18 protein-coding genes and 2 tRNA genes are annotated in these 20,298 nt (G+C 69.7%); 16 read left to right on the top strand and 4 right to left on the bottom strand.

The genetic code is table 11. The annotated features are described in order from the left end of the window. Nucleotides 1-129: 129 nt before the first annotated feature. The 3 genes from EAO73_RS17530 to EAO73_RS17540 all read left to right on the top strand — a co-directional run bounded on the left by EAO73_RS17530 (nucleotide 130) and on the right by EAO73_RS17540 (nucleotide 2,753). Nucleotides 130-618: a ribose-5-phosphate isomerase gene (locus tag EAO73_RS17530; RefSeq protein WP_147972490.1), complete on the top strand. Its 489-nt coding sequence runs from the start codon at nucleotides 130-132 to the stop codon at nucleotides 616-618. A 74-nt stretch (nucleotides 619-692) separates the two neighbouring features. After that, entirely contained in the window at nucleotides 693-1,502 is an 810-nt protein-coding gene (locus tag EAO73_RS17535; protein ID WP_147973501.1) for an Fpg/Nei family DNA glycosylase, read from the top strand. Between the two features lie 105 nt (nucleotides 1,503-1,607). Further along, nucleotides 1,608-2,753, top strand: coding sequence for a PP2C family protein-serine/threonine phosphatase (locus EAO73_RS17540; RefSeq protein WP_147972491.1), 1,146 nt, complete (start codon nucleotides 1,608-1,610; stop codon nucleotides 2,751-2,753). Here EAO73_RS17540 and EAO73_RS17545 read toward each other — a convergent pair. Further along, the gene (locus EAO73_RS17545; protein WP_147972492.1) at nucleotides 2,739-3,923 is read right to left on the bottom strand and encodes a cation:proton antiporter; all 1,185 of its coding nucleotides are present in this window, start codon (nucleotides 3,921-3,923) and stop codon (nucleotides 2,739-2,741) included. The two genes, EAO73_RS17540 and EAO73_RS17545, sit on opposite strands and share 15 nt — an antisense overlap. Before the next feature lie 145 nt (nucleotides 3,924-4,068). On the opposite strand from EAO73_RS17545, the gene EAO73_RS17550 reads away from it, so the two are divergent. Next, a complete protein-coding gene (locus EAO73_RS17550; RefSeq protein ID WP_147972493.1) occupies nucleotides 4,069-4,554 on the top strand; it encodes an HD domain-containing protein in 486 nt (161 codons plus the stop codon). 68 nt (nucleotides 4,555-4,622) lie between these two features. Here EAO73_RS17550 and EAO73_RS17555 read toward each other — a convergent pair whose 3' ends face one another. Beyond that, on the bottom strand, nucleotides 4,623-5,774 hold the full coding sequence (locus tag EAO73_RS17555; protein ID WP_147972494.1) for an acyltransferase family protein: 1,152 nt from the start codon (nucleotides 5,772-5,774) through the stop codon (nucleotides 4,623-4,625). A gap of 489 nt (nucleotides 5,775-6,263) precedes the next feature. On the opposite strand from EAO73_RS17555, the gene EAO73_RS17560 reads away from it, so the two are divergent. After that, entirely contained in the window at nucleotides 6,264-6,458 is a 195-nt protein-coding gene (locus EAO73_RS17560) for a hypothetical protein (protein WP_147972495.1), read from the top strand. Nucleotides 6,459-6,534: 76 nt separating this feature from the next. Here the strand turns inward: EAO73_RS17560 and EAO73_RS17565 are convergent. Further along, nucleotides 6,535-6,608, bottom strand: a tRNA-Gly gene (locus EAO73_RS17565). Nucleotides 6,609-6,762: 154 nt separating this feature from the next. Between EAO73_RS17565 and EAO73_RS17570 the strand changes: the two genes are divergently transcribed. From EAO73_RS17570 to clpX, 5 genes are all read left to right on the top strand, one after another. Then, nucleotides 6,763-6,839: transfer RNA gene (locus EAO73_RS17570), tRNA-Pro, on the top strand. 151 nt (nucleotides 6,840-6,990) lie between these two features. After that, nucleotides 6,991-8,379 carry a trigger factor gene (gene tig / locus EAO73_RS17575; protein WP_147972496.1) on the top strand — a complete coding sequence of 463 codons (1,389 nt, stop codon included), beginning with the start codon at nucleotides 6,991-6,993 and terminating at the stop codon, nucleotides 8,377-8,379. 266 nt (nucleotides 8,380-8,645) lie between these two features. Continuing rightward, a complete protein-coding gene (locus EAO73_RS17580) occupies nucleotides 8,646-9,251 on the top strand; it encodes an ATP-dependent Clp protease proteolytic subunit (RefSeq protein ID WP_191134184.1) in 606 nt (201 codons plus the stop codon). Between the two features lie 77 nt (nucleotides 9,252-9,328). Further along, the gene (locus tag EAO73_RS17585) at nucleotides 9,329-10,012 is read left to right on the top strand and encodes an ATP-dependent Clp protease proteolytic subunit (protein WP_018518168.1); all 684 of its coding nucleotides are present in this window, start codon (nucleotides 9,329-9,331) and stop codon (nucleotides 10,010-10,012) included. A gap of 156 nt (nucleotides 10,013-10,168) precedes the next feature. After that, entirely contained in the window at nucleotides 10,169-11,467 is a 1,299-nt protein-coding gene (gene clpX, locus EAO73_RS17590) for an ATP-dependent Clp protease ATP-binding subunit ClpX (RefSeq protein WP_018103185.1), read from the top strand. Between the two features lie 79 nt (nucleotides 11,468-11,546). On the opposite strand, the gene EAO73_RS17595 is transcribed toward clpX, so the two are convergent. Further along, nucleotides 11,547-12,542 carry a hypothetical protein gene (locus EAO73_RS17595; protein ID WP_147972498.1) on the bottom strand — a complete coding sequence of 332 codons (996 nt, stop codon included), beginning with the start codon at nucleotides 12,540-12,542 and terminating at the stop codon, nucleotides 11,547-11,549. A gap of 139 nt (nucleotides 12,543-12,681) precedes the next feature. Here EAO73_RS17595 and EAO73_RS17600 point away from each other — a divergent pair, with 139 nt between their 5' ends. The 6 genes from EAO73_RS17600 to mreC all read left to right on the top strand — a co-directional run bounded on the left by EAO73_RS17600 (nucleotide 12,682) and on the right by mreC (nucleotide 20,293). Continuing rightward, nucleotides 12,682-15,330, top strand: coding sequence for a valine--tRNA ligase (locus EAO73_RS17600; RefSeq protein WP_147972499.1), 2,649 nt, complete (start codon nucleotides 12,682-12,684; stop codon nucleotides 15,328-15,330). Between the two features lie 110 nt (nucleotides 15,331-15,440). Next, nucleotides 15,441-16,961, top strand: a complete 1,521-nt coding sequence (gene folC, locus EAO73_RS17605; RefSeq protein WP_147972500.1) for a bifunctional tetrahydrofolate synthase/dihydrofolate synthase — start codon at nucleotides 15,441-15,443, stop codon at nucleotides 16,959-16,961. A gap of 3 nt (nucleotides 16,962-16,964) precedes the next feature. After that, nucleotides 16,965-17,321, top strand: coding sequence for a DUF4233 domain-containing protein (locus EAO73_RS17610; protein WP_147972501.1), 357 nt, complete (start codon nucleotides 16,965-16,967; stop codon nucleotides 17,319-17,321). A gap of 116 nt (nucleotides 17,322-17,437) precedes the next feature. After that, entirely contained in the window at nucleotides 17,438-17,851 is a 414-nt protein-coding gene (gene ndk / locus EAO73_RS17615) for a nucleoside-diphosphate kinase (protein WP_018518173.1), read from the top strand. Nucleotides 17,852-18,145: 294 nt separating this feature from the next. Then, complete coding sequence (locus EAO73_RS17620; RefSeq protein WP_147972502.1) at nucleotides 18,146-19,165, top strand: rod shape-determining protein; 1,020 nt, start codon at nucleotides 18,146-18,148, stop codon at nucleotides 19,163-19,165. Between the two features lie 99 nt (nucleotides 19,166-19,264). Further along, complete coding sequence (gene mreC / locus EAO73_RS17625; RefSeq protein WP_147972503.1) at nucleotides 19,265-20,293, top strand: rod shape-determining protein MreC; 1,029 nt, start codon at nucleotides 19,265-19,267, stop codon at nucleotides 20,291-20,293. Nucleotides 20,294-20,298 lie beyond the last annotated feature (5 nt).

The raw sequence follows: 20,298 nt of genomic DNA on the forward strand, positions 1-20,298 counted from the left end.
TCCAGTCGCTCGCTCGATCAGGTGCGCACCCAGCCTCCCCGCCCTACACGACATCCACTGTCAGGTATCGCCGCGCGCCCGAACCCCCCGTCGTCGGCCGCCCGGCGCCGCTCGTGCCACACTCCTCCCATGCGCGTGTACCTCGGATCCGACCATGCCGGTTACGAACTCAAGAACCACCTCGTCGAGTGGCTCAAGGCACAGGGCCACGAAGTCGTCGACTGCGGTCCCCACGTCTACGACGCCCAGGACGACTACCCGCCGTTCTGCCTCCGGGCCGCGGAGAAGACGGCCGCCGACCCGGACAGCCTCGGCATCGTGATCGGCGGCTCCGGCAACGGCGAGCAGATCGCCGCCAACAAGGTCAAGGGCGTCCGCGCCGCACTCGCCTGGAGCGAGCAGACCGCCGCGCTCGGCCGCGAGCACAACGACGCCAACGTGATCTCCATCGGCGGCCGGATGCACACGGTCGAGGAGTCCACCAAGTTCGTCGAGATCTTCCTCGCCACCCCGTACTCCGGCGAGGAGCGGCACACCCGCCGCATCGACATGCTCACGGCGTACGAGAACACCGGCGAGCTCCCCCCGATCCCGGCCCACCACCCGCAGCAGGGCTGACCGCTTCCTGTGCCGCCGGTCCTTCCGGCGGCACAGCCATGTCCGGCCCCCGCACCATCAGGAGACCCGCCACCGTGCCCGAGGGACACACGATCCACCGCCTCGCCGACGACCACCGTGAGCGCTTCGCCGGCCGGCCGGTGAGGGTGAGCAGTCCGCAGGGGAAGTTCGCGGACAGCGCCGCCCTGCTCGACGGCCGGGTCCTCGGCACGGCGGACGCCCACGGCAAGCACCTCTTCCTCGGCTTCCCGGACACCGGCTGGGTCCACATCCACCTCGGCCTCTTCGGCAAGCTGAACTTCGGTACGGTGCCGGCCCCGCCGCCCACCGACACCGTCCGGCTGCGTCTGGTGAACGACGCACACCACGCGGACCTGCGCGGCCCCACCACCTGCGCCCTGATCACCGACGCCGAGAAGCGCGCGATACACGACCGGCTCGGCCCCGACCCGCTGCGCACCGGCGAGGACGGCGAGCGGGCCTGGCAGCGGATCTCCCGCAGCCGGATCACCGTCGCCGCCCTCCTCATGGACCAGAAGGTCATCGCGGGCGTCGGCAACGTCTACCGCGCCGAGGTGCTGTTCCGGCACGGCATCGACCCGTACCGGGCGGGCAGGGACCTCACCCGCCGGGAGTGGGACGCGATCTGGGCGGACCTGGGCGAGCTGATGCGCGAGGGCGTACGGAACAACCGGATCGACACCGTCCGCCCCGAGCACCTGCCCGAGGCGATGGGCCGCCCGCCGCGCGTCGACGACCACGGCGGCGAGGTCTACGTCTACCGGCGCGCCCGCCAGGGCTGCCACATCTGCGGCACCGAGATCCGCACCGCCGACCTCGCCGCCCGCAACCTCTTCTGGTGTCCGGGCTGCCAGTCCGTCTAGGGCCGACGCCCTACCCGTCAGTACAACATCGGCCGGGCCGATTTCGAACACATTGTCACGGGGTCCCCCTGCACCGGAGGCCGCCGGGTGGATAAGGTCCCCGCAATGGCCCGACGCGCAGGAGCAGAGACGTACCCGGCCCGATGGCGGAAATCGGCGCACCGGGTCTACAGCACGCTGCGCCGGTCCGGGGTCGACTACTTCCGCGGCGACGGTTCCGACTGGATCGCCCTGGCCGGCCTGCTGCTCCTCATCCCGGCCATCACCTGCGTCACCCTGGCCGACCCGGTCTGGTGCGCGCCCACCATGCTCGTCCTGCCGATCGTCGCGGGCGGACTGCTGCTGCGCCCCGCCAGCCTCCTCGGCCTGTACGCGGCGGCCGCCGCCGCCCTCATCGTCGAGTCCATCTGGCTCGGACCCTACGAGGACGGCCCGGCCAGGGTCACCCCGGGCACCGTGCTCACCGTCGCCGCCTGCGGGTTCTTCGGGCTGATCCTCGCCCAGTTCCGCGCCCGGGTCGGCGTGCCCTGGCGGCGCGGCGGCACCATGCTCTTCGACCTGCGCGAACGCATCCGGGTCCAGAGCTCGCTGCCCCGGCTCCCGCAGGGCTGGCACCGCGAGATGGCGCTGCGCCCGGCCGGCGGGCAGTCCTTCTCCGGGGACTTCGTCGTCGCCGCCCGCACCCACAACGGCCGCACCCTGGAAGCCGTCCTCACCGACGTCTCCGGCAAGGGCATGGACGCGGGCTCCCGCGCCCTGCTGCTGTCCGGCGCCTTCGGCGGGCTCCTCGGCTCCCTGCCGCCGCACGGCTTCCTGCCCGCCGCCAACGGATATCTGCTGCGCCAGGACTGGGACGAGGGCTTCGCCACCTCCATCCACCTGGTCCTCGACCTGGAGACGGGCGACTACGAACTCCTCTCGGCGGGCCACCCGCCCGCCCTCCAGCTCCACGCCGGCAGCGGCCAGTGGGAGGAGAAGGCGGCGGAGGGCCCGCTGCTCGGGGTGTACGACGGCGCCGAGTTCGACGCGGTGAAGGGCCATCTCGCCCCCGGCGACGTGCTGATGCTCTTCACCGACGGGCTGGTGGAGGCGGCGGACCGGGACATCGCGGAGGGCATCGACCGGCTGACCGGCGAGGCCGACCGCTATGTCAGCACCGGCTTCGAGGGCGCGGCCTGGCACCTGATCGAGGCCTGCGCCAAGGACGTCAACGACGACCGGGCGCTGCTGCTCCTGTCACGGAAGTCCTGAGCCGGCCCGCACGGGCTCGGGGAGCGCCGGTTTCGGTCCGCCCGGCAGGAAGCGCGCCAGCCAGTGCGAGCGCCCGGCCGCCAGCGGGGCCAGGACGGCGAGGACCAGTACATAGCCCGCGATGAACGGGGAGAGCCGTTCGTCGAGCCCGGCGCCCGCCGCCATCGTGGCGAGGATCAGGGCGAACTCGCCTCGCGCCACCAGGGTGGTCGAGATGTTCGCGGTGGCCTGCGGGCCGAAGCCGTACACCTTGGCGGCGGCGATCCCGGCGCAGACGTTCATCGCGAGGGTGACCGCGACGGCGGCCAGCACCGGCCACAGCACGGTCGGCAGGTCGCCCGGGTCGATGGAGATCCCGAAGGCGAAGAAGAAGATCGCGCCGAACGCGTCGCGCAGCGGGTGCACCAGCTTGAGGATGCGCTCGCCCGACGACGTGCTGCCGAGCATGAGCCCGACCATGAAGGCGCCGATCGCGTCCGCGACGCCGAACCACTCCGAGATCCCGGCCACCAGGACGGCGGCGCCGAGGAAGGAGATGACCAGGAGTTCGTCGTCCCGGGTCCCGATCAGCTTCCCGACGACCCGGGTGCCGTACCGGGCGGCGAGGGCGAGCAGCAGCAGGAAGCCGAAGGCCTTGCCGCCGTCGACCGCCGCCGCGGCGAGGCTGTCGGCGCCGGAGAGGATCGGTTGCAGGGCCGCCAGATAGAGGGCGAGGAAGACGTCCTCGACGACGATGATGCCGAGGATGGGCCGGGTCTCCGGGTTGCCGATCCGGCCGAGGTCGACCAGCACCTTGGTGACGATGGCCGACGAGGAGATGCCGAGCACCCCGGCGAGCACCAGCGCCTCGGAGGTGCCCCAGCCGAGCGCGAAGCCGAAGCCGAGCCCGGCGCCGACGTTCAGGGCGAGATAGGTGCCTCCGGCGACGGCCATCTTGCGGCCGCCCGCCTTGAGGTCGTCGAGGTGGAACTCCAGGCCCAGGTAGAAGAGGAGCAGCACCAGGCCGAGCGCGGAGAGCATTTCCAGGTCGTGCGGGTCGGCGACGAGGACGATGCCGGGGGTGTGCGGGCCGAGCAGGATTCCGGCCAGGATGAACAGGGGGATCGTGGGCAGTCCGATGCGGCTGCCCGCGCGGGCGAGGACCGCGGCGGCGAGGAAGGCACCGCCCATGGCGATGAGCGTGTCTGCGTGTCCGATGAGCCTGACCTTTCGAAGAGTCAAGAGATCGTCAAGGAATCGTCAGCAGTTAGTTTACCGAACGATTGACCTTGCAACTCTCCGGCCGGGGGACGAGGTACGTTCTAGAGTCCTCGCCATGACCGCATCACACGCCCAACTGACCCTGGCCGAGGTCGAGGCCCTCGCCCGCGAGGCCCACGCCGCCCAGCGGGACAAGGCCGGCCGCCCCTACGCGGAGCACCTCGCGGCCGTCGCGGAAGGCGTACGGATCGGAGGGGGCAGCGACCAGCAGATCGCCGCGGCCTGGCTGCACGACGCGGTGGAGGACGACGCGCTGTCGGCCGAGTGGCTGGCCGGAGCCGCACTGCCGCAGGAGGTCAAGGACATGGTGCTCGCGGTCACCAAGCGGGCCGGCGAGGAGCCGGAGGCGTACGCCCGGCGCATCCTGGCGACGCCCGGCGCCCTGCTGGTCAAGGAGGCGGACCTCGCGCACAACGCCGACCCTGCCCGCCTCGCGGTGCTGGAGCCGGCCACCCGTACCCGGCTGACCGCGAAGTATGCGCGGGTGCGGGAGCTCTTGGGGCTCACCGTGCCGGACGCGCCCCCGGAGCGTCGGGATTGAGCCAACACCGGTGAGCACGACGAAGCCCGGCCGCGGGGGCCGGGCTTCGCGGGGTGCGTGCGGAGGGGTCAGATCCGGGCGGCGTCCCGGCGGAAGGCCCAGTCCATGTCCGGTTCGGTCACGCAGCGCAGTACCCGCCGCACCGGCGGCGTGCACAGCAGGGTGACGGCGGTGGAGGCGACCACGGTCACGATCACCAGGCCCGCCGGGCCGACCAGCCAGGTGTGGTCGTCGAAGACGCCCGCGTAGTCGGCGCCCTTCACCAGGAAGCCGTGCAGCAGGTAGCCGCAGATCGTGCCGGCGCCGAGCACCGTGAACCACATGTGGCGGCGCGGGACCAGCGCCAGGAACCCGGCCGTCAGCAGCGTCGCGCAGCCGAACAGCGCCAGGGTCATCACCGCGCCCGACCACCAGGGCGCCCCCATGTCCTGGGCGCTGGAGTCCCGCAGGAACCAGCCCAGTTGCATCCGGGGCGCCGCCCAGTACGCGAAGACCAGCGCGCCGGCGAACAGCGGCAGCGCCAGCAGCCGTGCCTCCCGGCGGCGGACCAGCTCGAAGTGCTCGGGCTTCAGCTGGAGTCCGAGCACGAAGAACGGCAGGAACTGCAGGACGCGCGGCAGGTCGAGGTCGTCACCGATGCTGGGGGCGAGCGAGGCGAGGACGGCGATCACGAGGGAAATCGCCAGCGGGTGGCGGAGGTTGCGCCAGATCGGCGTGGTGAGCCGCCAGATGAACAGGGCGGCCAGGAACCAGGTCAGGTACCAGGGCTCCAGCAGGCTGATCGCGGCGTCCGGCTGGTCGTTGGCGTACCGCCGGAACAGTGAGTACGCCGTCTCGAACACCACGTACGGCACGGCGACACCGGTGACCAGCCGCTTCACCTTGGTGGCGCTCAGGTCGAACGACCGGGAGAAATAACCCGAGATGAGGATGAAGGCGGGCATGTGGAACGTGTACACGACCATGTACAGCGCGCGGGCGGTCCGGCTGCCGTCCATGACCGGGACCCACGAGTGCGCCACCGCGACGAGCACGATGGCGAGGTACTTGGCGTTGTCGAAGAAGGGGTCACGCTTCTTGGCCGGGCCGCCCCGAGCCGGCCGGTCCGCCATCGGGGCGGGGGCCTCCCGCACCGCCGTCTGCGCAGGGTGTCTGGGCTCCGACTCCCTGGTCGCCGGGGGGAGCGCGGCCCTCTGCATTGCGTTCGGAGCGTGGAACATCTCAGGCACCCTAGACGTCTCGATTGCCATTCGTAAAACCGCCGTTGAATAGCGCGTCTTCCCTGCATATCAAATGCCAAACCAATGGAATCTGACCGTTATGTACGTTTTCATCCGCATCAAATGGGGCAAACCGTCAGGCAGTTGACCGAAGTGAATTACCTCGCGTTCGGCGTCGAATTTGCCTGTGAATAAACTGTGTGGATACAGAAACGATCACCGTTGCATATCGCCCCGAACTGCGGTCGTGAAGGAACGGGCGGCCTTGGTGGCGACGGCCCGGAGCGGCGGGCGCCGCAGGGTCACGCGGTTCCGCTGTGACCCGGCGCACAGGGGGCGCAAGGGGCGCAAGATGGCGCGATATCGACAGGTCGATACGTCACCGGGCAACAACCCGGGGGGAGTTGGTGGCACGATGGAAGCGACGGAGGGTGCACGGCCGCACATCTCCGGGCCGGCAAGGCGGACCGACCGAGGGTGTGAGCAGTCGTGGCCATTTCGCTGTCTGTGGTGCTTCTGTTGGGGATCATCCTGGTCGTCATGATCCGAAGCGGCTCGATCAAGGCCGGGCCCGCGGTTGTCGCGGCGCTCTTCGGCTTCTTCCTGGCGCCGACGGGCATGGGCCCGTCGATCAACAGGTTCATGCACTCGATCATCGACTCGATCAGCCAGATCAGCTTCTGAGCCGCCGGGCGGCCTCCGGGCCGCGGAGCCGGCGGGACGCGGAAGGGCCCGGTCCACCGGACCGGGCCCTTCGCGATGGAGCGGGCGACGGGAATCGAACCCGCGTAGCTAGTTTGGAAGACTAGGGCTCTACCATTGAGCTACGCCCGCAGAGACGGCGCCGCAGGTCACGACGACCGCGGCACGACAAGCATCGTAGCGGGTCGCGGGCGCCGCCCGCACACCCCTTCCCCCGGCCGCGCGGCGGCGCGTGCAAAGCGGGGGGCCCGGTGCCCTGCTGCATGTACCCTACGTGTCGCACCGACGGGGTGTGGCGCAGCTTGGTAGCGCGTCCGCTTTGGGAGCGGAAGGTCGTCGGTTCGAATCCGGCCACCCCGACCACCGGCAAGATCGCATTGCGGGAGTTCTCCCCCTTGCCGTTACTATGCAAAATGCGTGCCCGTGTGTCTGATGTACCGGGCTCGGTCCGCGAAGCCGCCCCCCGTGCGGCGGAGCAGAACCCCAAGAAGTCAGCCACCAAGGAGACCGAACCGTGAAGAGCGCCGTGGAGACCCTGAACCCGACCCGGGTTCGGCTCAGCATCGAGGTGCCCTTCGAGGAGCTCAAGGACAGCCTCGACGCGGCGTACAAGAAGATCAACCAGCAGGTCACGGTGAAGGGGTTCCGCAAGGGCAAGATCCCCAGCCGGGTCATCGACCAGCGGTTCGGCCGTGGTGCTGTGCTGGAGGAGGCCGTCAACGACGCGCTCCCGAAGTTCTACACCGAGGCCGTCAACGAGGGTGAGCTGAACGTCCTCGGCCAGCCCGAGGTCGACATCACGGAGCTGAAGGACGGCGAGCTGCTGGCCTTCACCGCCGAGGTCGACGTGCGCCCCGAGATCGAGATCCCGGACTACTCCGGCATCGAGGTCACCGTCGACGCCATCGAGGTCACCGACGAGGACGTCGACCAGGCCGTCGAGCAGCTGCGCGGCCGCTTCGCCTCCACCAACCCGGTCGAGCGCGCCGCCGCCGAGGGCGACGTCGTCACGATCGACCTGCAGGCCAAGGTCGACGGCGAGGTCCTGGAGGACGGCGTGGCCGACGGTGTCTCGTACACCATCGGTTCCGGCGAGCTCCTGGAGGGCATCGACGAGGCCGTGACGGGTCTGGAGGCCGGTGGCGAGGCCACCTTCACCTCCGAGCTCAAGGGCGGCTCCGCCGAGGGCAAGGAGGCCGAGGTCACCGTCAAGGTCACCGCCGTCGCCGCCCGCGAGCTGCCCGAGCTGGACGACGACTTCGCCCAGATGGCCAGCGAGTTCGACACGCTGGAGGAGCTGAAGGCCGACAGCCGCAAGCGCCTGGAGAACACCAAGCAGTACGACCAGGCCACCCAGGCCCAGGAGCGCGTCCTGGAGGAGCTGCTGAAGCTCGCCGAGGTCCCGATCCCGGAGAAGCTGCTCGCGGACGAGGTCCAGACCCGCAAGCACAACCTGGAGCACCACCAGCTCGGTCAGATGGGTCTCACCCTCGACAAGTACCTGGAGATCCAGGGCAAGACCGCCGAGGAGTTCGAGGCCGAGACGTCCGAGCAGGCCGTCAAGGGCATCAAGACCCAGTTCATCCTGGACGAGCTCGTCAACAAGGAGAAGCTGAACGTCAACCAGGAGGAGCTCACCGAGCACCTCATGCGGCGTGCGGCCTCCTCCGGCATGAGCCCGGACCAGTTCGCCCAGGCCGTCGTCGAGGGCGGCCAGGTGCCGATGCTCGTCGGCGAGGTCGCCCGCGGCAAGGCGCTTGCCGTCGTGGTCGAGGCCGCCAAGGTCGTCGACACCAACGGTGAGGTTGTCGAGCTGGAGGACGACGAGGAGGCAGCGGAGGAGGCCACCGAGGCCGCCGCCGAGGCCACCGAGGCCGCCGCCGAGGAGAAGACCGAGGCCTGAGCCTCGCGCTGACCCGGTACGACGGGCTCCGGACGCCACCGCGTCCGGGGCCCGTCGTCGTACCGGCGGACGTTTCGCCACAACCCGCGTGCGGGCTGCGGACCTTGCGCTCCCAGCGAACAGTCGCGGAAGCGGGATGGCGTTGTTCCACCTGCGCGTTAGGGTCCATGAAGAGGAAGGGTCGGGTAGTCCCGGCCCACCCGGTACGAAGACGCTGAGACGGCCGGAGCCGTCAGAGACGAGCAGGTGGATACGTGACGAATCTGATGCCCTACGCCGCCGGAGAGCCGTCCCTCGGTGGAGGCCTCGGTGACCAGGTCTACAGCCGGCTGCTCGGCGAGCGCATCATCTTCCTCGGTCAGCAGGTCGACGATGACATCGCCAACAAGATCACCGCGCAGCTGCTTCTCCTCGCCGCGGAGCCGGAGAAGGACATCTACCTCTACATCAACAGCCCCGGCGGTTCGGTGACGGCCGGCATGGCGGTCTACGACACCATGCAGTACATCCCGAACGACGTCGTCACCATCGGCATGGGCATGGCGGCCTCGATGGGCCAGTTCCTGCTCACCGGCGGCACCGCCGGCAAGCGCTTCGCGCTCCCGAACACCGACATCCTCATGCACCAGGGCTCGGCCGGTATCGGCGGTACGGCCTCGGACATCAAGATCCAGGCCCAGTACCTGCTGCGCACCAAGCAGCGCATGGCGGAGATCACCGCCCGCCACTCCGGCCAGACCGTGGAGACGATCATCCGCGACGGCGACCGCGACCGCTGGTACACCGCGGAGGAGGCCAAGGACTACGGCCTCATCGACGAGATCATCTCGATCGCATCGGGCGTTCCGGGCGGCGGCGGCACCGGCGCCTGATCCGGACCCCCGGACAGCGCCCGTACCGCACCGCATCTCTCGTACGCCGAGACACCCAGCCACAGAACGCCACCAGGATGGTGAACACCCACATGAACAACTTCCCCGGCGCCTCCGCGAGCGGCCTCTACACGGGCCCGCAGGTGGACAACCGCTACATCGTGCCGCGCTTCGTGGAGCGCACCTCGCAGGGCGTGCGCGAGTACGACCCGTACGCGAAGCTCTTCGAGGAGCGCGTGATCTTCCTCGGCGTGCAGATCGACGACGCGTCCGCCAACGACGTCATGGCGCAGCTGCTGTGCCTGGAGTCGATGGACCCGGACCGGGACATCTCCATCTACATCAACAGCCCCGGCGGCTCGTTCACCGCGCTCACCGCGATCTACGACACGATGCAGTTCGTGAAGCCGGACATCCAGACGGTCTGCATGGGCCAGGCGGCCTCCGCCGCCGCGGTGCTGCTGGCCGCGGGCACCCCGGGCAAGCGCATGGCGCTCCCGAACGCCCGTGTGCTGATCCACCAGCCGTCCTCGCAGACCGGCCGTGAGCAGCTCTCCGACCTGGAGATCGCGGCCAACGAGATCCTGCGCATGCGGACCCAGCTGGAGGAGCTGCTCGCCAAGCACTCCACCACGCCGATCGAGAAGATCCGCGACGACATCGAGCGCGACAAGATCCTGACCGCCGAGGACTCCCTCGCCTACGGTCTCGTCGACCAGATCGTGTCGACCCGCAAGAGCGCGGCCGGCGCGCTCGCCTGACCTGCGCCCGAGCCCCTTGGCACGGCGGCGGCACCCGGCTCCGGCCGTGTGAACCGTGCCAAGGGGGGCCCGCATGGGGGGCCAGGCAAGGTACCGTCGGATAGAGGCACAGGAGCCGCTGAACCAGGCGTCTCCCAGGCGAAGGGGAAGCACCTCGTGGCACGCATCGGTGATGGCGGCGACCTGCTCAAGTGCTCGTTCTGCGGAAAGAGCCAGAAGCAGGTGAAGAAGCTCATCGCGGGTCCCGGTGTGTACATCTGCGACGAGTGCATCGATCTCTGCAACGAGATCATCGAGGAGGAGCTCGCCGAGACGAGCGAGGTCCGCTGGGAGGAGCTTCCCAAGCCTCGCGAGATCTACGAGTTCCTGGAGGGATACGTCGTCGGGCAGGAGCCCGCGAAGAAGGCCCTCTCGGTCGCTGTGTACAACCACTACAAGCGGGTCCAGGCCGGCGAGAACGGCGGCGGGGCGGGCCGCGACGACGCGATCGAACTCGCCAAGTCCAACATCCTGCTGCTGGGCCCCACGGGCTCCGGCAAGACGCTGCTCGCGCAGACCCTGGCCCGCATGCTCAACGTCCCGTTCGCCATCGCGGACGCGACGGCGCTGACGGAGGCCGGCTACGTCGGCGAGGACGTCGAGAACATCCTGCTGAAGCTGATCCAGGCGGCGGACTACGACGTCAAGAAGGCCGAGACCGGGATCATCTACATCGACGAGATCGACAAGGTCGCCCGCAAGAGCGAGAACCCGTCGATCACCCGCGATGTCTCCGGCGAGGGCGTCCAGCAGGCCCTGCTGAAGATCCTGGAGGGCACCACCGCCTCCGTACCGCCCCAGGGCGGCCGCAAGCACCCGCACCAGGAGTTCATCCAGATCGACACGACGAACGTCCTGTTCATCGTGGGCGGCGCGTTCTCCGGCCTGGAGAAGATCATCGAGTCCCGGGCCGGCGCCAAGGGCATCGGCTTCGGCGCCACGATCCGCTCCAAGCGGGAGATCCAGGCGAGCGACCAGTTCCAGGAGGTCATGCCGGAGGACCTGGTGAAGTTCGGGATGATCCCCGAGTTCATCGGCCGTCTCCCCGTCCTGACCTCGGTCCACAACCTGGACCGCGAGGCCCTGCTCCAGATCCTCATCGAGCCGCGCAACGCCCTGGTCAAGCAGTACCAGCGCCTCTTCGAACTCGACGGCGTGGAGCTGGACTTCGAGCGCGAGGCCCTGGAGGCCATCGCCGACCAGGCGATCCTGCGCCAGACCGGCGCCCGCGGCCTGCGCGCGATCATGGAGGAGGTCCTCCAGTCGGTGATGTACGAGGTCCCCTCCCGCAAGGACGTCGCCCGTGTGGTCATCACCGCCGACGTGGTCCGCAACAACGTCAACCCGACCCTGGTCCCGCGCGAGCCGCGCACGATCGGCAAGGGCGACGAGGGCCGCCACGAGAAGTCCGCGTAACGCGGTGCGCTAGCCCGCACACACACGAAGGGGCGCCCCGCCGGAAAACCGGCCGGGGCGCCCCTTCGCGTCGCCGCGGTCAGATCTTGGTGCGGGACGTGTTGTAGAGCTTGGCGGCGAGGTCGGCGACCTCGTCGGTGGCCATGCTCTTGCCGGTCATGGCCGCGCCGACGTCGACGGCGAAGACGATGCCGACGGTGCTGTAGTCGGCCCAGATGCAAACGGGCGTGTTGAGCTCCTTGGGGCCCTTCGCGACTGAACCGTCGGCGTCCTTGTTGATGCTCTTGAGCACCTGGCACTTCATCAGGGCGCCGTCGAAGCCCTTGGGCTCGGCGGTCTCGGGGGAGCCGACGAGCGAGACCTCGCTGTCGCCGTCGCCCTCGTCCTTGCCCATCTCCTCCTTGGCGCTCGCGAAGGCCGCGTCGACCGCCTTCGCGGGGTCGTCGACCTCGCCCCACAGACCCTTGAGCATGAGCATCTTCGCCGTGAGCGGGTTCTTCTCCATGTCCCCGCTGGTGTAGCCGGCGCTCGCCTCGGTGGGCGACTTCATGCCCATCGCCTCGGCCTCGGTCTTGTCCTTGCCCGTCAGCGGCCCGGTCTTGTTGTCGGAGGAGTCGTTGCTCTTCTTGTACTCGCCGACTGCGTCCGGCGGCGTCAGCTTGTAGCCCTTGGTGGAGGACGCGACGGAGCCGCTGCCGCCGTCCGACGTCAGGAAGTACACCCCGCCGCCGATGACCGCCAGGGCCACTATGACCGCGCCCACGATCAGCCCCGTCTTCTTCTTCGCGGGGGCCGGCGGGGGGAAGCCCGGCTGCTGGCCGTACGCCTGCTGGCCGCCGTACGGAGGAGTGGGCGGCTGCTGGCCGTACGGGCCCGGCTGCTGGGCCGGCGGGTAGCCGTAACCGGGCTGCGGCTGCTGCTGGGGCGGGACGCCCTGGGGGGCCTGCTGCGGGTAGCCGTAGCCGGGCTGGCCCTGCGGCGGCTGACCGCCGTACGGGCCCGGCTGCTGGCCGTACGGTCCGGGCTGGCCCTGCGGCGGCTGGCCACCGTACGGACCCGGCTGGTTGTAGCTCATCTGCGGTGTCCCCTGTTCGTGATACTTACGCGTTGCGAACATCCTGACGGAAGCCCCGCGCGCGCGGACCACCGGGAGGCACACCGTTACGGAACAAACCGGTTTCGGGGCACTCCTGTAACGGCTCTAAACTGTCCGCGTGACCGAGAACCCAGCGCAGCAGCCAGCCAGCAACCCCGAACTGCCGACCCAGTACACGCCGGCCGAGGTAGAGGGGAAGCTGTACGAGCGCTGGGTAGAACGCGGGTACTTCGAGGCGGACGCGAAGAGTGAGAAGCCGCCGTTCACCATCGTCATCCCGCCGCCCAACGTCACCGGAGCCCTGCACCTGGGCCATGCCTTCCAGGTCACGCTCATGGACGCCCTCACGCGCCGCAAGCGCATGCAGGGCTACGAGACGCTGTGGCTGCCCGGCATGGACCACGCCGGCATCGCCACGCAGAACAAGGTCGAGCAGCAGCTCGCCGAGGAGGGCAAGTCCCGGCACGACATCGGCCGTGAGGCCTTCGTCGCCAAGACCTGGCAGTGGAAGGAGGAGTACGGCGGCCGGATCCTCGGCCAGCTGCGACGCCTCGGTGCCGGTCTGGACTGGTCGCGCGAGCGCTTCACCATGGACGAGGGCCTGTCCGAGGCCGTCCAGACGATCTTCAAGAACCTCTACGACGACGGGCTGATCTACCGCGCCGAACGCATCATCAACTGGTGCCCGCGCTGTCTGACCGCGATCTCCGACATCGAGGTCGACTACCAGGACGACGACGGCGAGCTGGTCTCGCTGAAGTACGGCGAGGGCGACGAGACCGTCGTCGTCGCCACCACCCGCGTCGAGACGATGCTCGGTGACACGGCCGTCGCCGTCCACCCCGACGACGCGCGCTACGCCCACCTCATCGGCAAGCGGATCAAGCTGCCGCTGACCGACCGGACCATCCCGGTCGTCGCCGACGCCCACGTCGACCCGGAGTTCGGCACCGGCGCGGTCAAGGTCACCCCGGCCCACGACCCGAACGACTTCGCCATCGGGCAGCGGCACGGGCTCGAAATGCTCACGATCATGGACGAGCGGGCCATCATCACCGTTCCCGGCCCATTCCAGGGACTCGACCGCTTCGAGGCCCGGTCCGCCATCGTCGAGGCCATGCGTGACCAGGGACGCGTCGTCTCCGAGAAGCGCCCGTACACGCACGCCGTCGGCCACTGCTCACGCTGCAAGACGACCGTCGAGCCGCGGCTCTCCCTCCAGTGGTGGGTCAAGGTCGAGACGCTCGCCAAGTCCGCCGGCGACGCGGTCCGCGACGGCCGTGTCGCGCTCCACCCCAAGGAGATGGAGAAGCGGTACTTCGACTGGGTCGACAACCTCAACGACTGGTGCATCTCGCGCCAGTTGTGGTGGGGACACCGCATCCCGGTCTGGTACGGCCCCGAGGGCCAGGTCGTCTGCGTCGGTCCCGGCGAGGAGCCCCCGAGCGGCGAGGGCTGGACCCAGGACGAGGACGTCCTCGACACCTGGTTCTCGTCCGGCCTGTGGCCCTTCTCCACGCTGGGCTGGCCGGAGGAGACGCCGGACCTGGCGAAGTTCTATCCGACCGACGTCCTGCTCACCGGCCACGACATCATCTTCTTCTGGGTCGTCCGGATGATGATGTTCGGCCTGTACGCCATGGACGGGGAGGTCCCGTTCAGGACGGTCGCGCTGACCGGCCTGGTGCGCGACGAGTTCGGCAAGAAGATGTCGAAGTCCAACCCCAACGCGGTCGACCCGATCGACTGGATGGACGCGTACGGCTCCGACGCCGTCCGCTTCACGCTGGCCAACGGTGCCAACCCGGGCGCGGATGTCCCGATCGGCGAGGACTGGGTCAAGGCGTCCCGCAACTTCGCCAACAAGATCTGGAACGCGACCCGCTTCGCGCTCATGAACGGCGCCACGGTCCAGGGCGAACTGCCGTCCGCCGAAGAGATGTCGGCGGCCGACCGGTGGATCCTCTCGCGCCTCAACAAGGTCGTCGCCCAGGCCGACGCGTACTACGACGACTACCAGTTCGCCAAGCTGGCCGACGTCCTCTACCACTTCGCGTGGGACGAGGTCTTCGACTGGTACGTCGAGCTGTCGAAGACGACGTTCTTCGCGGGCGGCGACGGGGCCAGGGTCTCCGCGCGGGTCCTCGGCGAGGTCCTGGACAAGCTGCTGCGCCTCCTGCACCCGATCGTCCCCTTCGTCACCGAGACCCTGTGGACCGCCCTCACCGGCCGCGAGTCGATCGTCATCGCGGACTGGCCGAAGGCTGCGGTCGTTCCTGGCGCCGACGCGCCGGGCGGCTTCCGCGACGACGCCGCCGAGCGGGAGATCGAGCTCGTCCAGCAGGTCGTCACCGAGGTCCGCCGCTTCCGCTCCGACCAGGGCCTCCAGCCCGGCCAGAAGGTCCCGGCCGAGCTGACCCTGACCGGGACCCCGCTCGCCCCGCACGAGACGGCCATGCGGCAGCTGCTCCGGCTCCAGCCGGCCGGTGACGGCTTCCACGCCACCGCCTCGCTGCCCGTCGCCGGGGCGACCGTCGCGCTGGACCTGTCCGGCACGATCGACGTGGCGGCCGAGCGCAAGCGCCTCACGAAGGACCTGGAGGCCGCGCGGAAGGAGAAGGCGCAGGCGACCGGCAAGCTCGGCAACGAGGCGTTCCTGGCGAAGGCCCCGGACAACGTGGTCGACAAGATCCGCGGCCGGCTCGCGAAGGCCGAGGCCGACATCGAGCGGATCAGCGGCCAGCTGGCCGCCCTGCCGCAGGCCTGAGACGACGCCCGGAGCCCCCGCACCCCTCACCCGAGGGGCGCGGGGGCTCCCGCGTGTCCGCCCCCGGGCGGCTGCGCGCGATGTCCGTGGCCATCCGTAGACTGGGGCCCGTGAGTGAGCCCCGCCCCGACCGGCCCGACGCGTCCGATCCCGACGAGACCTTCGAGGAGATCGTCGACGAAGCGACCCAGCGCGACCCCGACCTGGCGGTGATCGAGGCCGGGAGCCGCACGCTGCGCGCCGCCTCGGGGCCGCCCCGCGCCGAGGAGCTGCCCGCCCGCCCCGCCGACCCCGAGGTGGACAAGGCGCTGCGCGCGGTCGAGCAGGAGCTCGCCGGCCGCTGGGGCGAGACCAAGCTGGAGCCGTCCGTCACGCGCATCGCCGCCCTGATGGACGTGCTCGGCGAGCCGCAGCGCGCGTACCCCTCGATCCACATCACCGGCACCAACGGCAAGACGAGCACAGCCCGCATGATCGAGGCCCTGCTCGGCGCCTTCGACCTGCGCACCGGCCGCTACACCTCGCCGCACGTCCAGTCGATCACCGAGCGGATCAGCCTGGACGGCGCCCCGGTGGACGCCGAGCGGTTCATCTCCACGTACGAGGACATCAAGCCGTACGTCGAGATGGTCGACGCCCAGCAGCCCTACCGGCTGTCCTTCTTCGAGGTGCTCACGGGCATGGCGTACGCGGCCTTCGCCGACGCGCCGGTCGATGTCGCCGTCGTCGAGGTCGGCATGGGCGGCACCTGGGACGCGACCAACGTCATCGACGCCTCGGTCGCCGTCGTCACCCCCATCTCGCTGGACCACACCGACCGCCTGGGCAACACGCCGGGCGAGATCGCGACCGAGAAGTCCGGGATCATCAAGCAGGGGGCCACGGTCATCCTGGCCCAGCAGCCCGTCGACGCCGCCCAGGTCATGCTGAAGAAGGCCGTCGAGGTCGACGCGACCGTGGCCCGCGAGGGCATGGAGTTCGGCGTGGTCTCCCGGGAGATCGCGGTCGGCGGCCAGCTGCTGACCCTGCGGGGCCTCGGCGGCGAGTACGACAACATCTTCCTTCCGCTGTACGGCGCCCACCAGGCGCACAACGCGGTGGTGGCGCTCTGCGCGGTCGAGGCGTTCTTCGGCATCGGCGCCGAGCAGCCCCGCACGCTGGACGCGGACATCGTGCGCGCCGCGTTCGCCTCGGTGATCTCGCCCGGCCGCCTCGAAGTCGTCCGGTCCAGCCCGACCGTCGTCCTGGACGCCGCGCACAACCCGGCCGGCGCCCGCGCCACCGCCGAGGGCCTGTCCGAGGCGTTCGGCTTCTCCCGGCTGATCGGCGTGGTCGGCGCCAGCGGCGACAAGGACGTGCGAGGGCTCCTGGAGGCCTTCGAGCCGATCTTCGCCGAGGTCGTCGTCACACAGAACTCCACCGAGCGCGCCATGGACGCCGACGCCCTCGCGGCCGTCGCCGTCGAGGTCTTCGGCCACGACCGGGTGCAGGTCGAACCCCGGCTCGACGACGCGCTGGAGGCGGCGATCACCCTCGCCGAGGAAGAGGACGAGTACGCGGGAGCCGGAGTCCTGGTGACCGGTTCCGTGATCACGGTCGGCGAGGCCCGGCTGCTCCTGGGAAGGCGCTGACCCATGCGCACGCTCTGTGCATCCACGCTGATCGGCGAGTTCTTCGTGATCGGGTTCGCCGGACTCGTCGCGATGAAGTCGGACGACCTGTCGAACGCCACGGTCTGGACGGTGTGCGGCATCGGCATGCTGTTCTCCGTGCTGCTCTGCGGCATGATCACCCGGCCCGGCGGGATCCAGCTCGGCTGGGCCCTCCAGGTCGCGCTGGTCGCGAGCGGCTTCGTGATCCCGGTCATGTTCATCCTGGGCGTGGCCTTCGGCGCGCTGTGGTGGGCCTCGGTGCACTACGGACGCCGGATCGACGAGGTGAAGGCCCGCTGGGCGGCCCAGGCCGAGGCGGAATCGCCCGCCGCCGGCTGAGCGGCGCCGCCCCGGCGCGCCCGCCCGCGCCCACCGCGGCAAACCCGGCGGCGGGCCCGTCGCCGGGCCCCTGTAATGTCGCCTCACCGCACCCGTATGCCTGCAAGGAGCCGCACATGACCCAGCGCACCCTCGTTCTTCTCAAGCCCGACGCCGTACGCCGCGGACTGGTCGGCGAGATCGTCGGCCGCATCGAGCGCAAGGCCGGCTGGAAGATCACGGCGCTGGAGCTGCGTACCCTGGACCGCGCCACGCTGGAGCAGCACTACGCCGAGCACGTGGGCCGCCCGTTCTACGAGCCGCTGGTCGAGTTCATGCAGTCGGGTCCGGTCGTCGCCCTGGTGGCCGAGGGCGAGCGGATCATCGAGGGCGTCCGCGCCCTGGCAGGACCCACCGACCCGATCGCCGCCGCGCCCGGCTCGATCCGCGGTGACTTCGGCACGATCACCCGGGAGAACCTCATCCACGCCTCGGACTCCGAGGAGTCCGCGGAGCGGGAAATGAAGCTGTTCTTCCCGGGCCTCTCCTGAACCGCACTCAGCCGAACAGCGCTCATGACCTGGGGCGACCGAATTAATTCGGTCGCCCTTCGGCATAGGGTGTCCGATCGCGGGAACGCATCCCCCCGACGTAACGTCACCATGAGTGGAACGGCCACCCGTTCTGCCCAGCAAGGCGGCGTACCCTCGCGCTGTGTCGGTGCATCCGGCACTACGATGGAACCTTCCACGCCCGCAGCGCCCACTCTCGCCTACCAAAACAAGCCATCCACGCTTTTGCTTGGGAAGGCCCGACGCATCCTCATGGGGAACAAGGGGAACTCAATGTCGTTCATCGGCCGTGACATGGCTATCGACCTCGGGACTGCCAACACGCTGGTGTACGTCAGGGGGCGCGGCATCGTCCTGAACGAGCCGTCCGTCGTGGCCATCAACACCAACACCGGCGGAATTCTGGCGGTCGGCGCCGAGGCCAAGAAGATGATCGGCCGTACGCCCGGCAACATCGTCGCCGTACGGCCCCTGAAGGACGGCGTGATCGCCGACTTCGAGATCACGGAGCGGATGCTCCGCTACTTCATCCTGAAGATCCACAAGCGCCGCTACCTGGCCCGCCCCCGGGTCGTGGTCTGTGTGCCCTCCGGCATCACCGGGGTCGAGCGACGCGCCGTGATCGAGGCCTCGACGCAGGCCGGCGCCCGCCAGGTGCACATCATCGAGGAGCCCATGGCGGCGGCCATCGGCTCGGGCCTCCCGGTCCACGAGGCCACCGGCAACATGGTCGTCGACATCGGCGGCGGCACCACCGAGGTCGCGGTCATCTCGCTCGGCGGCATCGTCACCGCCCAGTCCATCCGGGTGGCCGGCGACGAGCTGGACAACGCGATCATCCAGCACATCAAGAAGGAGTACTCGCTCCTCCTCGGGGAACGCACCGCCGAACAGATCAAGATCACCATCGGCTCCGCGTACGAACTGGAGAAGGACGAGCACACCGAGATCCGCGGCCGCGACCTTGTCTCGGGCCTGCCCAAGACCGTGGTCATCTCGGCCGGCGAGGTCCGCAAGGCCATCGAGGAGCCGGTCAACGCGATCGTCGACGCGGTCAAGACGACGCTCGACAAGTGCCCGCCCGAGCTGTCCGGCGACGTCATGGACCGCGGCATCGTCCTCACCGGCGGCGGCGCGCTGCTGCGCGGACTGGACGAGCGGCTGCGCAACGAGACCGGCATGCCGATCCACATCGCCGAGGACCCACTGGACTCGGTGGCGCTCGGTTCCGGCAAGTGCGTCGAGGAGTTCGAGGCGCTCCAGCAGGTGCTGGACGCCCAGCCCCGACGGTAGTCACCCCACGACCCTCCGCGCGGACGCTGCCGCTCCGCGCGGGGGATCGTTGATATACAGGCACGATCATTCCTACGAGGAAGGCACGGCCGCCGCACTGTGAGGGACACACGAGAGAGCCGGCTGCTCCTGGTGCTGCTGATCGCCATCGCGTTCGCACTGATCACGGTGGACATCCGCGGCGGTGAGGCGTCACCGGTGGACGGCGCCCGGCAGGCCGCCGCCACGGTCTTCGGACCCGTGGAGAACGGCGTGGCGTCGGCGGTCGACCCGGTGGGCAACGCCATAGGGGCGGTACGCGCCTCCGGCACCCGCCACGACAAGATCGCCGCGCTGGAGAAGCAGAACGCCGAGCTGAAGGCGAAGCTCGGCAGCGACGACCGCAACCGCAGCCGGGTCCGTGAGCTCGACGAGATGCTGAAGAAGTCGGCCACCGGCCAGTACGGCATCAAGGCCGCCGAGGTCATCGCCATAGGAGCGGCCCAGGGCTTCTCCTGGACGGTCACCATCGACGCGGGCTCCAAGGACGGCGTCAAGCGCGACATGACCGTCCTCAACGGCGACGGGCTCGTCGGCCGCGTCACCACCGTCGGCCCGGACACCGCCACGGTGCTCCTCGCCAACGACCCCGACTTCACCGTCGGCACCCGGATGGAGTCCACCGACGAACTCGGCTTCGCCACCGGGCAGGGCTCCCGTCCGCTGGCGGTCCAGTTCCTGAACGGCAAGGCCAAGGTCAAGAAGGGCGACCGCCTCGTCACGTTCGGCTCCAGCAAGGACAAGCCGTTCGTGCCCGGCGTCCCGGTCGGCGAGGTCGTCCGCGTCGACCCGTCGGGCGGCGACCTGACCCGTACGGTCTACGTCCGCCCCTACGTCGGCTTCACCAAGCTCGACATCGTCGGCATCGTCGTCCAGGCCCCGCGCGAGGACCCCCGCGACATGGTCCTGCCGAAGAAGCCGAAGGCGCCCGCCAAGCCGAAGCCCACCCCGACCGTCACCGTCACCATCTCGCCCAACGGCGACATCGTCGACACCGAGGGCAACGTGGTCGGCAACATCCACGAGAGCCCCAACCTCAGCGGGAACGCCACTCCGAACGCCGACAACGCGGTCAACGAACAGAGGTAGAGCTG

It is taken from the genome of Streptomyces sp. col6, from assembly GCF_008042035.1.
Lineage (GTDB): Bacteria > Actinomycetota > Actinomycetes > Streptomycetales > Streptomycetaceae > Streptomyces.

What these genes read in the sequence shown, in the direction of transcription:
- EAO73_RS17530 (WP_147972490.1), top strand. Translation starts at nt 130, where the DNA reads ATGCGCGTGTACCTCGGATCCGACCATGCCGGTTACGAACTCAAGAAC.
- EAO73_RS17540 (WP_147972491.1), top strand. Translation starts at nt 1,608, where the DNA reads ATGGCCCGACGCGCAGGAGCAGAGACGTACCCGGCCCGATGGCGGAAA.
- EAO73_RS17545 (WP_147972492.1), bottom strand. Translation starts at nt 3,923, where the DNA reads ATGGGCGGTGCCTTCCTCGCCGCCGCGGTCCTCGCCCGCGCGGGCAGC.
- EAO73_RS17550 (WP_147972493.1), top strand. Translation starts at nt 4,069, where the DNA reads ATGACCGCATCACACGCCCAACTGACCCTGGCCGAGGTCGAGGCCCTC.
- EAO73_RS17555 (WP_147972494.1), bottom strand. Translation starts at nt 5,774, where the DNA reads ATGTTCCACGCTCCGAACGCAATGCAGAGGGCCGCGCTCCCCCCGGCG.
- EAO73_RS17580 (WP_191134184.1), top strand. Translation starts at nt 8,646, where the DNA reads ATGCCCTACGCCGCCGGAGAGCCGTCCCTCGGTGGAGGCCTCGGTGAC.
- EAO73_RS17585 (WP_018518168.1), top strand. Translation starts at nt 9,329, where the DNA reads ATGGTGAACACCCACATGAACAACTTCCCCGGCGCCTCCGCGAGCGGC.
- EAO73_RS17595 (WP_147972498.1), bottom strand. Translation starts at nt 12,542, where the DNA reads ATGAGCTACAACCAGCCGGGTCCGTACGGTGGCCAGCCGCCGCAGGGC.
- EAO73_RS17610 (WP_147972501.1), top strand. Translation starts at nt 16,965, where the DNA reads ATGCGCACGCTCTGTGCATCCACGCTGATCGGCGAGTTCTTCGTGATC.
- ndk (WP_018518173.1), top strand. Translation starts at nt 17,438, where the DNA reads ATGACCCAGCGCACCCTCGTTCTTCTCAAGCCCGACGCCGTACGCCGC.
- EAO73_RS17620 (WP_147972502.1), top strand. Translation starts at nt 18,146, where the DNA reads ATGTCGTTCATCGGCCGTGACATGGCTATCGACCTCGGGACTGCCAAC.